14 protein-coding genes are annotated in these 15,818 nt (G+C 36.5%); 3 read left to right on the forward strand and 11 right to left on the reverse strand.

What is annotated here, in order from left to right; genetic code table 11:
* Positions 1-79 precede the first annotated feature (79 nt).
* From ACMAYS_RS08015 to ACMAYS_RS08030, 4 genes are all read right to left on the reverse strand, one after another.
* Positions 80-1,426: a hemolysin family protein gene (locus ACMAYS_RS08015; RefSeq protein ID WP_103218737.1), complete on the reverse strand. Its 1,347-nt coding sequence runs from the start codon at positions 1,424-1,426 to the stop codon at positions 80-82.
* A gap of 207 nt (positions 1,427-1,633) precedes the next feature.
* Positions 1,634-2,113 carry a hypothetical protein gene (locus ACMAYS_RS08020; RefSeq protein ID WP_103218736.1) on the reverse strand — a complete coding sequence of 160 codons (480 nt, stop codon included), beginning with the start codon at positions 2,111-2,113 and terminating at the stop codon, positions 1,634-1,636.
* Positions 2,110-2,886, reverse strand: a complete 777-nt coding sequence (locus ACMAYS_RS08025) for a hypothetical protein (protein ID WP_103218735.1) — start codon at positions 2,884-2,886, stop codon at positions 2,110-2,112. The genes ACMAYS_RS08020 and ACMAYS_RS08025 overlap by 4 nt, the downstream gene beginning before the upstream one ends.
* Positions 2,879-3,292, reverse strand: a complete 414-nt coding sequence (locus ACMAYS_RS08030; protein WP_412463073.1) for an NUDIX domain-containing protein — start codon at positions 3,290-3,292, stop codon at positions 2,879-2,881. The genes ACMAYS_RS08025 and ACMAYS_RS08030 overlap by 8 nt, the downstream gene beginning before the upstream one ends.
* 81 nt (positions 3,293-3,373) lie before the next feature.
* Here ACMAYS_RS08030 and ACMAYS_RS08035 point away from each other — a divergent pair, with 81 nt between their 5' ends.
* Positions 3,374-4,375 carry a tRNA dihydrouridine synthase gene (locus ACMAYS_RS08035; RefSeq protein ID WP_412463074.1) on the forward strand — a complete coding sequence of 334 codons (1,002 nt, stop codon included), beginning with the start codon at positions 3,374-3,376 and terminating at the stop codon, positions 4,373-4,375.
* Here the strand turns inward: ACMAYS_RS08035 and ACMAYS_RS08040 are convergent.
* The 5 genes from ACMAYS_RS08040 to ftsY all read right to left on the reverse strand — a co-directional run bounded on the left by ACMAYS_RS08040 (position 4,293) and on the right by ftsY (position 8,544).
* On the reverse strand, positions 4,293-4,757 hold the full coding sequence (locus tag ACMAYS_RS08040; protein ID WP_146037893.1) for a hypothetical protein: 465 nt from the start codon (positions 4,755-4,757) through the stop codon (positions 4,293-4,295). The two genes, ACMAYS_RS08035 and ACMAYS_RS08040, sit on opposite strands and share 83 nt — an antisense overlap.
* 72 nt (positions 4,758-4,829) lie before the next feature.
* Entirely contained in the window at positions 4,830-6,383 is a 1,554-nt protein-coding gene (gene rny, locus ACMAYS_RS08045; protein ID WP_368667189.1) for a ribonuclease Y, read from the reverse strand.
* A 15-nt stretch (positions 6,384-6,398) separates the two neighbouring features.
* Positions 6,399-7,004 (reverse strand): 5-formyltetrahydrofolate cyclo-ligase, encoded by a 606-nt coding sequence (locus ACMAYS_RS08050; RefSeq protein ID WP_146037892.1) that lies wholly within the window; start codon positions 7,002-7,004, stop codon positions 6,399-6,401.
* Positions 6,976-7,281, reverse strand: coding sequence for a cell division protein ZapA (zapA, locus tag ACMAYS_RS08055; protein ID WP_103218729.1), 306 nt, complete (start codon positions 7,279-7,281; stop codon positions 6,976-6,978). The genes ACMAYS_RS08050 and zapA overlap by 29 nt, the downstream gene beginning before the upstream one ends.
* A gap of 42 nt (positions 7,282-7,323) precedes the next feature.
* Complete coding sequence (gene ftsY, locus ACMAYS_RS08060; protein WP_412463075.1) at positions 7,324-8,544, reverse strand: signal recognition particle-docking protein FtsY; 1,221 nt, start codon at positions 8,542-8,544, stop codon at positions 7,324-7,326.
* A gap of 76 nt (positions 8,545-8,620) precedes the next feature.
* Between ftsY and epmA the strand changes: the two genes are divergently transcribed.
* Entirely contained in the window at positions 8,621-9,589 is a 969-nt protein-coding gene (gene epmA / locus ACMAYS_RS08065; protein WP_392990509.1) for an EF-P lysine aminoacylase EpmA, read from the forward strand.
* Here the strand turns inward: epmA and ACMAYS_RS08070 are convergent, their stop codons facing one another.
* Positions 9,590-10,366: a hypothetical protein gene (locus ACMAYS_RS08070; protein WP_103218726.1), complete on the reverse strand. Its 777-nt coding sequence runs from the start codon at positions 10,364-10,366 to the stop codon at positions 9,590-9,592. It abuts the gene before it with no gap.
* 206 nt (positions 10,367-10,572) lie between these two features.
* Here ACMAYS_RS08070 and ACMAYS_RS08075 point away from each other — a divergent pair, with 206 nt between their 5' ends.
* Complete coding sequence (locus ACMAYS_RS08075; protein WP_412463076.1) at positions 10,573-14,364, forward strand: hypothetical protein; 3,792 nt, start codon at positions 10,573-10,575, stop codon at positions 14,362-14,364.
* 4 nt (positions 14,365-14,368) lie between these two features.
* Here ACMAYS_RS08075 and rimO read toward each other — a convergent pair whose 3' ends face one another.
* The gene (rimO, locus tag ACMAYS_RS08080) at positions 14,369-15,754 is read right to left on the reverse strand and encodes a 30S ribosomal protein S12 methylthiotransferase RimO (protein ID WP_158246919.1); all 1,386 of its coding nucleotides are present in this window, start codon (positions 15,752-15,754) and stop codon (positions 14,369-14,371) included.
* Between the last annotated feature and the right edge of the window lie 64 nt (positions 15,755-15,818).

Raw genomic sequence — 15,818 nt, forward strand, 5'->3', positions numbered from 1 at the left:
TTTAGTATAGTCTATCAGAAAGAGGGAATCTAATAGATTCCCTCTATGTAAGCTTTAGCTAAATTTATGTTAATTTGGATTATTTAACAGGAATTTCTAACAGATCGTCAGTATTCTCAGTGGCCTCTTTGGCTTCTTTCTTAGAGAAGAAGTGCTTCTCCCCATCAACATCTTTAATCTTAACTTGCTTGATTTCATAGTCAAAGACTTCAGTTAATTCAAAGCTATAGCCTTCCCAGATAATAATCTGACCTGCTTCAGGAAAGTTATTCCCAAGCATATCAAGTAAAAAGCCAGCAAGAGTCGAATAATTATCATTAAGTGGTATCTTAATATCGTAATCGTGATCAAGATCTCTTAGATTAGTTGCACCATCGATATCAACACCTTCAATAAGATCACTCTCTTGATAGTCCTTTGTAATTTCATCAATATCATCATCGTGTTCATCTTGAATCTCGCCAAGAATCTCCTCGATAATATCCTCTAGTGTAATGATACCAACAATTAAACCGTTCTCATCTTTTACCAGGGCCATGTGAACTTTCTTACGGTTCATATGGTCGAAAACCGCTTGAATTTTCATGTGCTCATAAACAAAGAATGGGTCTCTTAAGTGGTTAACTAGAGTAAAGTTGTCACGTTCAGACCTCTTTAAAAAAGCAAGCTCTTTGACGTGAAGGAAACCTTCTATATTATCAATCTCACCATCAACAACTGGATAACGTGAGTGAATTGATTCTTCAATTTCACTAATTACATCTTTATATGAGCTATTAACTTGAATACTCTTGATTTCCTTACGAGGAATCATAATGTCTTTTACTTTAATCTTTGGAAATTCAAGGATTGAGTTAAAAAGATCAATTTGCTTATGATCAATCGTATTTTCTTTCTCTGCTTTTTGAATCATAAACTCAAGGTCATCCTTCGTTACAATTCTTCCTGTTAGCTGAGCATTCTCACCAAGAACAGTGTGGATAAGCCAAACCATAATTTTAATAACAGGATAAAGTAGATAATAGAAAATTTGTAGAACACGGATAACAAAAAGAGATAAGCTTTCAGCGTGCGTTCGTGCAAATGTCTTTGGAATAATTTCACCAAAAATTAGAATGACAAAAGTTGTCGCCCCGACTGCAATACCAATGGCATCATCCGCAAATAAACGGGTGGCAAGAACTGTCGTTAATGATGAGGCAAAAATATTGACGACGTTATTTCCAACGAGAATTGTCGTTAGAATCTCACTTGGGCGATCAATCATAAATGCAATTGCTCTTCCCTTTGCACCACCTTCTTGAATAAGCTGGCTAGCACGATCGTGAGGAATCGAAAGTAGGACCGCTTCTGAACCAGAAAAGAAACCTGAGCCAATAAAGCAGATTATTAATAGGACAATCTCAAGGCTGCTTACATCAGTCATTGCCTTGTCCTTGTTTAGTAAATTTCGTTGAGATTTTTTTTAAGAAGTAACAACAATAAAGCGGAGGTTCTATAAGGAGTTTCCTTGTTACGGGTAGGAATCTATATTGAGCTACCCCTTCGTTTAGATATAAATATTTTATCAGTAATTCTGATATGATTCAATACATCATAAACCAACAAATTTCAAGGATTTGAGCCACAAACCCTAGTGATGATCGAGTTGTTCGCCCTTGAAGTCATGATCCGAGTAAACAATACGATCATTCATTTCATGGTTAAAATCATATATCTCATTGATATTACTGACCTTCCTGAAGATTGTATGACACTTATAACAAATAACAACAGGAGGAAGTCTCTTAAATAGTGCAAAATCAAATACATATAAAATAATAAAAGGTGCCACAGAATATGGGGCATATTGAGTTGTTGCCACATATAAAGTCGCTAAGGCAGCAATTACAAAGAGCATTACCCCAATTTTTCGATTAAAGTCTTTTTGTTTGTAAAAATCCTTTCTTTCGCAACATGGGCAATCCTTAAGAATACCCTGTTCGTGCTCTTCATTCATCTTCACAGGAGCTTTGGTATGACAAATTTGACACTCAACTTCTGTCACCTCTTTATTAGGGTGAAAAGAAACAGCTGAACCACATTCTTCACAAGTTAAAGTAATTTCCATCATAGTAGTAACCCATATGTATAAAATAAATAAATCGCAATCATTTCACCAATAAAGACAAAGATTGTCATGGCATAGAAAATCCCTGTCGCACTTTGAATACTTCGCATACTAACAAGCTTCCACCCAAAGACGCTCATTCCAAAAATAACCAAGTATCCCCAAACATCACGCATGATAACCATTAGCCAATTGAAAGCATAACCGCCACCAAGTTCAGTTCCAGTAACTAAGTAAGGCCCAAGTTTAGTATGCTCAAATCCAGACCAAACAAGCTTAACAGCAAGTAGTACCCACATAGCGAGGGTAGCCTTTTTAAGAGGAACTTCCGAAAGCTTTGGTGTAACAAGATACCAGTGACCTAAGATCATGGCATAAGTAATAGCACCAAGATAGTAAACAGAAGAGCCAATATATAGGTAATTCACTAAGTTCTTATCTTGAAAAAGATAGAGAGCGTAAAAGCCAATTAAAGTTGGGATCGCATATAAAATCCAAAGAGCAGTATTCTTCTCATCATAGTGATTATGCAACTGATGATGAAAAAGGATGCATATTGTACTGATATAAAGAAGGATTGCTTCTAAGTCTGTAGCACTATTTCCAGTTACAATATGAGCAATGGCCGCAAAGAATAAACTCACAAGACAAGTCGTTGATAAAAGCTTTTGAAAGCCTCCACCTGTCATTTTAGAATTTGCTACTGGTGCGAAAGTAAAAACTCCAAAGCCCAGGGCCAAGAAGAAGTACTTTGCCATTTCAAATGTATTACTCATTCAAATTACTCTCTCGTATAAAATGCTCAACTAAGCGCATGATAATGATTTTATTTGCTGCTGGAATATTAAGGTTTTCTACAACATTTTGAGCGTTTTCAAAAGGTATCTTTTGACTGATCAGACTCATTTCTTTTGTATATTCAGTAACATAGACATATAAGAAAACACTTCGGTCTGAATATTCATGTTTGAGCTGAGTGAAGAGATTAATTTTATTTAATTCAAAACCAACTTCTTCCATAAACTCACGACGAGCGGCTTCTTCAACACTCTCGCTAGACTCGACCTTTCCCCCTGGGAATTCAATCATGCCATCGAGTGGGCCATCTTCTTTTCTAACTTGTCCCCAAAGAACAAGCCCATCATTTTCAAGTGAATATGGGATTACAATTGCGATTTCCATAAATAAACTTTTACCCTAAAAATTTTGAAATGTTAAAAAAGCAACGTAGCTTTTTGCGCCTTTATTGTTTATAAACCAAGGGTGAGTACATTACCCTTTAAACAAAATTCAATCATATTCGCTCCGATGGAAGGTGTGACGGATGGCCCATATCGTGAGGTCATTCAAAGAATATTTGGCGACTGGGATTATTACTATACTGATTTTTATCGAATACCATCTGTTGGTAATGTTCACGCAAAAACATTAATCAAACACTTTGGTGAGCCTTATCTACAAAAAAAGGCCCATACTAATCAAACGGCTTACCAATTTCTCACTTCTGAAATTGCACAAACTGAGCAGGCCATCTCACTTATCAGCGAATTGAACTATCACCATATCGATTTGAATCTTGGCTGTCCTTCAAAAAAGGTGAATTCAAATAAAGGTGGTGCCTATCTTTTGTCTGACCTCAAGGCCCTTGAAAAAATTATTAAGCAAATTAGAGAAGGTTTTAAAAATACTTTTACAGTTAAAATTAGAATTGGATATCGCGATGATAGTCTCTATCTTGATCTCTTAAAACTTTTTGAAGATTGTGGCGTTGATGGAATCACAATTCATGCTCGTACAAGGGACCAGCTTTATAAAGGCGTAGCTGACTGGAGCTATATCGAAAAGGCCGTCAAAGTTTCCAATCTTCCCATCATTGCCAATGGAGATATTTGGACTATTGAAGATATCAATCGAATCTTTGATCAATGTAATCCATATGCTGTCATGTGTGGTCGAAGCGCACTTAAGACACCATGGCTTGCTTCAATCTATAAAGAGTATCAAGGCAATTTAGATTTCATCAGTGACGAATTTCTATTAAAGGTACGCGCTCAAAATCTAGACCTCTACTTTTATGAGTTAGAAAAAGAATATCGAAAGTATGGTTTTGTCGATTCAACTATTCTTAAAAGATTTAAGGCATTTTGCCGCTATCTATTTGATGACTATGAAAATTTTGAAACTATTCGTGGCCGTTTTCTTCGTGCTCAGAACATTCATGAGTTTCGTGCTCATCTAGATCAATTTGTGGCGAGTTATTCTTAATAAAGAAATAAAATGTTATTTCAAAAAGAAGCACACCAACGACGTAAACAATTCGCGCCTGAGTTGAAATCCCAACAAGACCAACTAGCAAGAAAAATAAGAAACCTGGTAGATGTCTAAGGACGACATTTCCCCAAGTGTTATCAGGAATACGGTCTTCTAAGATCGTATAAAAGTTCATAACCGCATTGGCAAAGTTGAAGCGACTTGTACGTCCTTCAAAGTATTCGTCACGGTTTGGATGGCAGTAAAGACCTGCAAATGAAATGGCCGTAAAGAAACATATATATTCTTCAGTTGAAAAACTAAAAATAGCGGATGCAATAAAGAAAATTATCAATGCCGGAAGAAAATATAAATAATAACGAATTCCAATTTTCATCTCATCTCCAGAAGTTCCAAAAAAGAAAGGCACCATATCGGTGCCTTACTTATATTATAAATGGAAGTTATTTTACTTAGCAACTCCAACTGCTTTTGTCTCACGAACAACTGTAATTTTAATTGTTCCAGGGTAAGACATTTGCTCCTCGATTTGCTTAGCAATATTACGAGATAGCATAACAGTTTCCTCATCCGTAACCTTGTCATTTTCAACAAAGACACGAACTTCACGTCCACCTGAGATTGCGTAAGACTTGCTAACACCTTCAAAAGAATTAACAATTTCTTCAATATCAGTAAGACGAGATACATAAGACTCAGTAAGTGCTTTACGAGCACCTGGTCTTGCTCCAGAAATCGCATCTGCTGCTGCTACAATGTGAGCAAGGATTGATTCTGGTTTTTCGTCATCGTGGTGAGCACGGATTGCGTGAACAACGTCCGCAGACTCTCCATACTTTCTAGCGAAGTCAGCACCGATAACAGCATGTGAACCTTCAGCAGATGCATCAAGTACTTTACCGATATCGTGTAGTAGACCTGCACGGCGAGCTTGTTTAATATTCAGCCCCATCTCAGCTGCCATTGAACCACAGATAAACGCTGCTTCAATTGCATGCTGGTATTGGTTTTGAGTATATGAAGTTCTAAAGTTTAGAGCACCAACAAGCTTAAGGATTTCAGGGTGGATACCATGAACACCAATCTCCATTTGTGCTTTTTCACCTAGAGAAAGAAGCTTCTTCTCAAATTCAGCTTTTGATTTATCGTGGAATTCTTCAATCTTTGCAGGGTGAATACGACCGTCAGCAATTAGCTTCTCAATTGTATCTTTAGCAATCTCACGTCTAACAACGTTGAATGAGGAGATAACAACAATTTCAGGAGTATCATCGATAATTAAGTCAACACCACAGATTTGCTCGAATGCACGGATGTTACGACCTTCACGACCAATTAGTCGACCTTTAACATCATCAGATGGTAGGTCTACAGTTGAGATCGTCTTTTCACCAACGTGCTCACCTGCGTATCTTTGAATTGCAATTCCAACAATTCTCTTCGCACGAGTTTCAGCTTCTTCTTTAGCTTCTTCTTCCATACGAGTGATCATTTTAGAAAAATCTACTTGAGCTTCTTCTTTCATCGTATCAAGTAGTTCATCTTTTGCTTGCTCTTTTGTCATAGCAGCAACTTCAGATAATTTAGTTGCATACTCTTCTTGGCGAACAACAAATTTTTCTTTTTCTTTAAGAGCATCAAGCTCTTTTTCTTTTACGTCTTCTTCACGCTTCTCGACTTTCTTAGTCTTCTCATCAAGTTCATCCATTTTCGATTCAAGCTTTGCTTGTCTCTTATTTAGATCTTTTTCCTGATCGTTAAGTTCGCGCTTCACACGCTCGGCATACTTGTCAGCTTCCTTCTTTTCTTCTTGAGCTGCCTCTTTTGCCTCTTTTCTTGCTTTATAGCTAATGTCTTTTGCCTGTGCCTTGGCCTTTTCAATTATTTCGTCACCCTTCGCTTCTCTTTCAAGCACTTCTTTTTTAGCTTGAAGATTACGGATAACAAAACCAACTGCTAGTCCAACGACAAGGAAAAGAAGTGAAGCTAAGATTAAATCCATACTCATTTCTCTCTCCTATTTATTAACTTTAATCACTTCCCGATCAGTTACGATAAAATCCATTGCTTGATCATGTTCCTCAAAGACAACTTCATCACTTAACTGTTGATTAAAGCAAACTCCTATTTTTATAACTTTCTTCTTATCAATATTAATCAATCTATTAAGGTAAATGTCGTAATAACCTTTACCTCTTCCCAAACGATGGCCTTCATTATCAAAGGCAACCCCTGGAACTAAAATAACTTCAGGAAAAATTATTGAATCACTATCTCTAGGAACTCTAAATTCTTTTCCAAAAGCTTGAACTATTTCAAGTTCATTTATTGGTGTATTTCGAAAACACATCTGTGTTGATTCTTCACCAAACGAAGGGAAACTAAGTATTGCTTTCGCCTTCAAATTTAAACAATTAACTTCACCAGGAATTGGAAAGAAAACCCCTAGGTGCTTAGGATTTAAGTTTTCGGATTTTAAAAGAGAATCGATATTGGAACAGATTTTCTCAGACAGCTGTCTTTGATCATCTAAGCTTAAATTAGCTAATATTTCTAATACCTTTTTTCGAAGCTGTTTCTTTTCAAGACTCATCTTAATGAGTTTTTGGAAGTGCTTCTTCAATCAACTTTAGTGCATTATCAGAAAGAGACTTAACTTCGTTAATCTCACTTCTGTATTCCCTTTCTAAGGATAGCTTTTCTTTTGCCAACTCAAGTGCAACTAGAGCTGCTAGTTGTGAGTTAGAAATTGAAGGCGCCTTTTGGCGAATATTGCTTGCGATTGATTCAACATACTCAACAATTTCAGTTGCTGAAACAACCTCATCTTCATTAGACTCTTTGAGTCTAAAGTTATGACCTAAAATTTGATATTCTTTTACTTCCGTACTTATATCCATAGTTATTTAATTGTAGTCCTACAAAGGATTTCAGTCAATCAATCAATTACCTACTAGTGCGTCAAGATACTCATCTAAATTAAACACACTCAGGTCTTCGACATTTTCTCCAACACCAATATAGGTAATTGGAATTTGTAGACTATCAACAATGGAAATTGCACTTCCGGCTTTTGATGAACCATCACATTTCGTAAATACCAGACCAGTTAAATCAAGTGCCTTATGAAATTCCTCTGCTTGGCGAATTGCGTTTTGACCAGTGATCGCATCAATTACTAAGAGAGTATGGTGTGGCGCATCTGCCATTAGCTTCTTTAGAACATTCTTACTCTTTGTTAACTCTTCCATCAGGTTACCTGCAGTATGAAGACGTCCCGCAGTATCAAGAATACAGTAATCAGCTTTTTCATTAATCGCTGTTTGCAGTGCATCGTATCCAACACCACTTGGATTTGCCCCTTCTTTTGCACGAATCATTGTTGCACCTGCTCTCTCACACCAAACTTGAAGCTGATCAACAGCTGCTGCTCTGAATGTATCGCATGCACCAACAACAACTTTTGCACCCTGCTGAGTAAGTTTTGTTGCTAATTTTCCAATTGTTGTAGTTTTACCTGCACCGTTTACACCTACGATCATAATAACCTTAGGCATTCCCGTTGCATTTCCTTTAAATTCAAAAAGATCACCTTCGTTTCTTGATTGAACGTCGGCCATTTTATTCTTTAAGAATTCTTTGATGTATATTTTAAATTGAGCTTCATCGAAGTCAGCACTCTTTGCTTTCTCTTCAAGAGATTCGATCAGCTCACTTGTTGCCTTTGGCCCAAGATCTGCACCATAAAGAAGTTCTTCAACCTCCTCAAGCGCGTCTTCATCGAGACCACCAGCACCAAATAAACTTCCAATTTTTCCCCAAACACCATTACGTGAACTACTTAAACCCTTTGTTAGTCTTTCTTTCCAAGACTTCTCAGGAACAGGAGTTGGTACTGGTTGCGCCTTCGCTACCTCTTCAGCAACAGCAACTTCTTCGACCGCTTCAACTTCTTTAGTTTCAGAAGTAATCTCTTCTTTGACCTCTCGACCTGGAAGCTTTGATTGTGCCTTTGGCTTAAGAAGATAGAAAATACCAGTAAATCCACTGATACCTAGTGCTGAACATAGCGCGATAAATGCATACGCCATTTCAATAGTTATCGTCATATTTAGCTGGGCCTGATCTGCCCAAGACTGTAAAAGAGCAACGAGTTGCAACATAATATATTCTCCATTTTGTGTGTTTAAGAGATATGATATGTAAGCATAAAAATCAATATTTAAGGCGTAAATTGGCATGAAAATGACAAATAAGATCAAACTATTTCATCTACAACAAGCAATTCGAAACTTTTTCAATAAAGATGGTTTTATGGATGTGCTAACGCCGCCAATTGTTGAAAATCCAGGAATGGAAGTTCATATTCATCCCTTTGCAATTCACTCTGTGCATCAAAATAAAACTCATGACCTCTTTCTACATACTTCTCCAGAATTTCATATGAAGGAGCTACTTCAAGAGGGCCTAGAAAAAGTTTTTACAATGAGCTACTGCTTTCGTGATGAGCCAAATAGCTCAACTCACAGAAAACAATTCATCATGCTCGAATGGTATCGTGCCAATGAGAATTATAAAAAAATCATGGAAGATACAATAGACCTATATCGATTTTGCCACGACTACCTAAAGTCTAAAGGTGTTAGAGTTATCGAGTTAAATGACAAGATAAAGAAAGCAACTGTTCAAGAAATATTTTTAGAAGTTCTTAACATTGATATTTTAGAACTTATGGATCGCGATGAACTTTATCATTTAATTGATAAGAAATTTTCAAAAATAAGCTTATCAGGAAATAAAGATGATTACGCATGGGACGACCTCTTTTTTCTCCTTATGTATAATTATATTGAGCCTGAAATGGAAAAGTATGAATTTCTTATGCTCTATGAATTTCCGGCCCCACTTAGAGCACTCTCTACCATTAAAGAGGATGACTCAAGAGTATGTGAAAGATTTGAAGTTTACTGTCGTGGAATAGAGATTTGCAATTGCTTCAATGAGCTTACTGACTTAAATGAGCAAACTTTACGTTTTGAGAAAGATGCAGCATTAAAACAGGATCTTTATAAATACAATCTTCCTTGGCCTAAAAGATTTTTAAAGCAATTAGAAAACGGTTTACCAAGAAGTGCTGGCATAGCACTAGGAGTAGAGCGCCTCCTAATGTCCTTAACAGGAATGGAAGAAGACGCATTCTTTGATTAACTATTGTTTCTTTTGAAGTCGATTAAATAATAAGTGAGTCTTTAAGATAAATTCTGATTTTACAATATCAGGAGTCATCTTCATGGCCCAACGGTAGTGAACACCACTTTCCTTTGCCGAGCGTAACTTACTATTCCACATTGGAAATTCATTTGCTAACTCAGCAGAATAAACAGCATACCAGCGTGCAAACTCATCTTGCGAACGGGCCAATAATGCATCTTGTACCTCAATTGCATTTTCAACCAAGATTCTTTTCACTGAGTAAATATTTAAAGGATCAAGTTTTTTAATATCTAAATCCTTATTCAAATATTTTTTAAATATTGTAACTGTAATTTCCTTAGCAACTCTTGAAGTTTGTTGGTTATAATTTTCTAAGCGTTGGTAGTATTGCGATAGCACAAGTGAGCGATAAACTCCTTCACGAGTTCCCCCCTGCTCTAGAGTTGCATACCATTTTGATAACTCATCTCTATTTGCATCAAGTTCGCGCGTGGCCTTAATTAACTCATTAATAAATGATAAGTTATATTGAGACATCTGCTCTTTAGTGAAAGGTGATTTGTATTCCTTTTTAGAGTAAACACTTAGATCTTTAGCATCCTTTTTAACAATAGGAATCTCAGGAAGTTCGACTTCATCTCTTTCCCCCCAAATTTTATCGGCCAACGATGTCGATATATTCTTTTCTACAAATGGCCTTAAATTTTGCAAGAATGTTATCTGTGCAAAAGCAGAAGTTGAAATTAAACAAATTAGAATGAATCTCTTCACAAGTCTCCCCTGAAAATTCGAGTATTTATCAATATAAACACCATTATAATGGCGCTTCGAATTTTTAGGAAGTTAGCAAATTTTAGCCAACAAAATTTGTCAATTTTGTGTCTAGGTTCTAGGCAATTAATACCTCTAACTTCCGATAAACACTGACTAAATGAATTTTGGTAAAGATTGTTTAAGAATCATTCGATAATGAAGTTATGAAAACGTTAAAAGGTAAACCGTCTCTACATTTAATATTAATCCTTCTGCTCATCGCAACTTCATGTGTGCCTGATAGCTTAACGAAGTTCAAAGAAGATGGCGCAAGCAGTGATGATGCATCAAGTGCAGTTGGAGAGGTTGTTGATCCTCCAAGTGACTTTATCGACGAGGGCGGTAATGAGATTGATGGAAGTAAGATTACTGACCCGACTTCCGTTTTCTACAACAATGCAAGCAACTACATTTTTATCACTGGTGACTCTAGCTTAGCTAATTCAACGGCCGGTAAGAATATTGTTACATTTATAATTCCAGATGGTGAATTTGGAGATTACAATATTATCGACAATGATGGTTTTTTTACTTTATCAAATGCATCTAAGAATAACTTCCTAGATCCAATCACAAATCCTGGTTTTAATTTTGGTTCAGATATAACTACTACATATGCAGCGCACTTTACGACAAGTAATCAAAGTGGTCTGATCAAGCTAACAAATAGTTCAGTTTCTCCTGTTAGAAGTTTTACACTAGCACCAATTAATTTTAATTTTTATAGCCCTTCTACAGAATCGGCTCAAACATTAACAACAACATCTCAACCGAGAGTTTCAATTCAAGCACCAATTCCTGATAGGCTTACTTTTGAAACACAGCAGTCTTTCAATTGTACAGGTGCGGGAATCGGAACAACTCCTCCAGCAACCCCAACAATTGGTGACGTGTATCTAAGCGCAGGAACATGCTACTATAATTACGATGGAACAAATACAAACACTGTTGCATTTCCTTTTGTAGGACCTGTTTTTGTAGGATTTCAGCTAGATGATAATAGCGGATTCCTTACAAATGGTTTAACAAGCGAGACATTTACAACTGAAAATGGTGCAACAGGAACAATCACTTACAAGGATAGTAGTAACAATATTTACGGTACACTTACTTCAGGTACTCTATATACTGGCGACTTAATTGATAATGCTTTTCCATTTTCAAATAGAGAAGGAACAATTCAAAAAGTTAAATACTTTTTCCAACCAAATTCAAATATCAACTTAAAGTTGATTAATGATACATCAGAAGCTGTCGCAGAACATATCAGTTATAACAACAGTACTGATATTTCAATTACGCCAGACTTACCTTCTACATTAAGGCTCGTAAAAAATGTAGACAGTCCGCTATTTGGATACATTATTGATACATCTGGTGTAGGAGATCATAACTATCAATCTCCTATTGAATATACAATTACCGTTAAAAATGACATTTCAACAAGAACGTTCAAACTTGATCTTGGTATTATTAATCCTCCAGAGGATTTATCGTACTCACAACTTGTTGCGTTCAAAGTAAAAAATCTTGTTCAGACGACTTCAAATTTTACAGAAGGACAAGAAATTTCTGCAGCAACACTTCCACCACTAAGCAATGGTGCAAAAGGTATCATTAAAAGAATTCTTGATATTGATGGGAACGAAAAATACCTAATTGTTCAAGTTATCAGTGGTGAATTTGTGAAGGATATCTCAGTTGATAATTATAAAAACTTCCTAGATGAAGAAGCAGTAATTCAAACAACTCCAGTGTCTCTTACACATATTATGAGTCTTAACTCAACTGCTGCATTTACACCAGCTTACTTAGAAACAAGACCAGCTCTATGTATGAGATTTCCATCTGCACCGACAGACAGGTTTGCACGCGCGGTTGTAACAGGAAATCCAACAGATGCTGGACTAGCAAATATCATCTTTGTTAACCAAACAAAGAATGTTAACGACACTAATTCTAGTGAAGATTTTATTGCATCTAATAATGCACTTGAAGATTGTGGTAATGCTACGGCATACATCCTAAACGAAATTTGGACCCCTGTAATGAGAGCTACATTTACTGATGTATCTTCTCTTGTTAGTGGAATGGATATACTGACAAATACAGGACGAGCGAACCTTGTTGCTTCACAAATTAATAGTAGTGACAATACTGCTTTATTACAAAGTACAAATGGAGTGCCAATTACGATGACACTTCCAGGAGAATCATTCTCATCGGTTAGACCGTATAGTGCAAACGGAGCGACAATCAGTGATTTTCAAACTCTAACGACATTTGAATTACATCGTGGCGTTGATTCAGTCATCAAGTCAACTCTTCCAAAAGGAGAAGACATTGCATATAGCGTAAGCCCAGAACTTCCTCCAGGTTTAACATTAGATGAAGAGACAGGTGATATTATCGGTATTCCTGAAATTGCAGCCTCATCTAAGACGTATACTGTAACTGCTCAAAATATTCTTGGAAGCTTCTCAGCATCATTTGATCTATTGATCGAAGATTACTTTGAAGTAAATGTTGAAGTAGAAAATACTCCGAAGTTCTTCACTCACAAAGATGGTGAAGATAACTTCTTTAATAAGTGTCGAGTAAAGAAAAGAGATATCATCAGCAACCCAAGGGCCTTAGCATCTGATATTGAGGATGTAATCGATATTGATTGTTATGTTGATATTGGTGAAAATAACCTTTACTTTAGAGAGCTTAAGCTACAAGCAAATGTTGGCCCAGGTATTTGTCATAGTATTCGCTATAAGCCATTTTTCTTTTACAAGAAAAGACCAATGATGACACGTAGTTCAAATTCAGACATTGCATACAGTGCAGCTGCTCGCTATATCGTACAAGTTGTAACTGGTACTTCAACAGACGCTGTGGGAGTAGCTCCAGCCGATAATACTGCGACAGATGGGTTAGGAGGTGCAACTCCAGCAAATAGTTATTATGCAGATGGAATTTATGTCAACGGTGTTCTATTCGGTGGTCAACTTGATGATCTATGTTCAGGTAAATACCATGATCTAAATTGTGACAATGGTTCTTTTGAATATGCCGAGCTTGTTTATACATATACAGAAGCAAACGCAGACACTGGAGATCCAGCTTACTATAGAAATACTGTCGAGGTTTTAGAACATCAATGTGAGGGAAATGCATACTTATGTAGAAAGGGTGCAATTGAAGACGTCTTCACAACAGATGAGCTTGAGGATGGTTTTCAGTCGCTTGTTATAGAGGCATTTAGTGGTGCAAATTATGAGAGTATCTTAAAAACTCCACAAAAAAGAGGTGCGAGATCAAACCGTTCAATTGCTTCATTTGCACATGAAAACTCTTGTTATAATTCAATTAATAATACTGAATATTACTCAGAGGGTATAAAGCTTCACGCGGAAAGTGTAAGCCTTTCAGATGATCCAAACCAGATAGTTGATCCATTTATGGGGGCACAGCCTTACTATACATTCTCTTGTCTTGATGAATTCTCAGTTACTCAAGCCAGAATCAACTTACACATTAGAGATTGGGATAATAACTATGAGATGAACAATCTTGATAAGGTTACTATTGCGAGCATGGATGAAGGGACAAACCTAGATGTTTTTGATGAACCTCTAAACGAATTTAGTGATTGGGATGATTACACTAACTCAACAAATTATTCTGCCTGTACAGATGCGACAGCACCGACTTTAGGAAACTCATATACTGCTATTACAACAGGGAGTGGGACAGTTGGGTCACTATACTTTTACACAGTATCATCAAGTGATTTCTACTCAGGTATGAATGTTATTATTGGTGGACAAACTTATATAGTAAAAAGAGTTTACTCAAATGCAGTTCAGCTGACACGTCCGCTACATGCATCTTTTGGTGCAGGAACGGCAATTACTGGACGTCAGCTAATACCGTTCCCTTACAATGACTGGGAAGAAGAACCTTAGTAATCTAAATTACACGTCCAACTAAATCAAAATCTAATACATCGGTGATCTCAACTTTAACGAGGTCACCGATTTTTAAATCTCTCTCATTTAAGTCATTGATAATAACCTTACCATCGATATCAGGTGCCTGACCAAAATGGCGACCAACAATTAGAAGATCAGTATCTTCGTGAGTTCCTTCAACAAGAACTTCAACAGTTTCACCTAGGAATTCTTGATTTAATTCTCTAGCGATTTCTTTTTGAACTTCATAAAGACGATCAAAACGATCATCAATTACTTCTTGCGAATTTTTATCTTTTAAACGGTAAGCAGGTGTTCCTTCTTCATCTGAGTATCTAAAGATACCAAGGTGGTTGAAACGTGCTTGCTTGATACCTTCAAGTAATTTTTCAAAGTCCTCTTCAGATTCACCAGGGAATCCAACGATGATTGAAGTTCTAAGAACAATTCCAGGGATTCTTTCACGAAGCTTAGTGATACGCTCCATGATTTTCTCACCAGTAATCTTTCTATTCATACGCTTAAGTACATAATCTGAGAAATGTTGAACCGGCATATCAAGGTATTTACATACTTTCGAAGAAGTTGCCATTTTTTCAATAACTTCATCAGTAAGTTCATCTGGATAGAAGTAGAATAAACGTACCCAATCTACTCCATCAACAGTCTCAAGACCTGATAGAAGTTCGAATAGATTATTTTCATCACTCAGATCGACTCCATAATCAGAAAGATCTTGAGAAATAAGATTTAGCTCTCTAACACCAGTTGAAGACAATTGCTTTGCTTCCTCAACAAGAGATTCAACAGTACGAGATCTTAGACGTCCACGAAGAGTTGGAATAATACAGAAAGTACAATTTCTATTACAACCTTCAGAGATCTTTAACCATGCCGTATAGAACGGAGAAGTATTAAGTCTTGGATCAAATTCAGTATGAATAAATCTAGGAACTTCAACAAATGACTTCTTCTCTAATTTATTATTTTCAAGAGCAGTTAAAAGTGGAACGATTTTATTGTATTCACCAGTTCCAATGAACATATCAACTTCAGGCAAGCTCTTTTCAAGTTCATCTGAATATCTCTGGGCCATACAACCAGAAACAACCAGTGCCTTACAATTACCAACTTCCTCATCTTTATAGTCTGCAAGATCAAGAATCATCTCAATAGATTCTTGCTTAGCTGCTTCAATGAATGAGCATGTATTTACAACAATAACCTCAGAATCTTGAGGCTCTGTTACAACTTTAAAACCATTTAGTCCCATATGCCCGAGCATAACCTGTGCATCAACGAGGTTCTTTGAACACCCTAGTGAAGTAAAATAAACCGTGCGGTCATTAAATTTTTGGTTAACTTGAGATGAAATCTCAGACATATAATTCTCCATGTATAGCTAAAGTAGCTACTTATAGTGTTAAACCGACGTTTTTTCAATGCCT

The organism is Halobacteriovorax sp. RT-2-6 (assembly GCF_047085025.1).
GTDB lineage: Bacteria > Bdellovibrionota > Bacteriovoracia > Bacteriovoracales > Bacteriovoracaceae > Halobacteriovorax_A.

Coding starts and splice junctions, on each gene's coding strand:
- ACMAYS_RS08025 (WP_103218735.1), bottom strand. CDS start 2,886: ATGAGTAATACATTTGAAATGGCAAAGTACTTCTTCTTGGCCCTGGGC.
- zapA (WP_103218729.1), bottom strand. CDS start 7,281: ATGGATATAAGTACGGAAGTAAAAGAATATCAAATTTTAGGTCATAAC.
- ACMAYS_RS08075 (WP_412463076.1), top strand. CDS start 10,573: ATGAAAACGTTAAAAGGTAAACCGTCTCTACATTTAATATTAATCCTT.
- ACMAYS_RS08030 (WP_412463073.1), bottom strand. CDS start 3,292: ATGGAAATCGCAATTGTAATCCCATATTCACTTGAAAATGATGGGCTT.
- rny (WP_368667189.1), bottom strand. CDS start 6,383: ATGGATTTAATCTTAGCTTCACTTCTTTTCCTTGTCGTTGGACTAGCA.
- ftsY (WP_412463075.1), bottom strand. CDS start 8,544: ATGTTGCAACTCGTTGCTCTTTTACAGTCTTGGGCAGATCAGGCCCAG.
- ACMAYS_RS08040 (WP_146037893.1), bottom strand. CDS start 4,757: ATGAAAATTGGAATTCGTTATTATTTATATTTTCTTCCGGCATTGATA.
- ACMAYS_RS08015 (WP_103218737.1), bottom strand. CDS start 1,426: ATGACTGATGTAAGCAGCCTTGAGATTGTCCTATTAATAATCTGCTTT.
- rimO (WP_158246919.1), bottom strand. CDS start 15,754: ATGTCTGAGATTTCATCTCAAGTTAACCAAAAATTTAATGACCGCACG.
- epmA (WP_392990509.1), top strand. CDS start 8,621: ATGAAAATGACAAATAAGATCAAACTATTTCATCTACAACAAGCAATT.
- ACMAYS_RS08020 (WP_103218736.1), bottom strand. CDS start 2,113: ATGATGGAAATTACTTTAACTTGTGAAGAATGTGGTTCAGCTGTTTCT.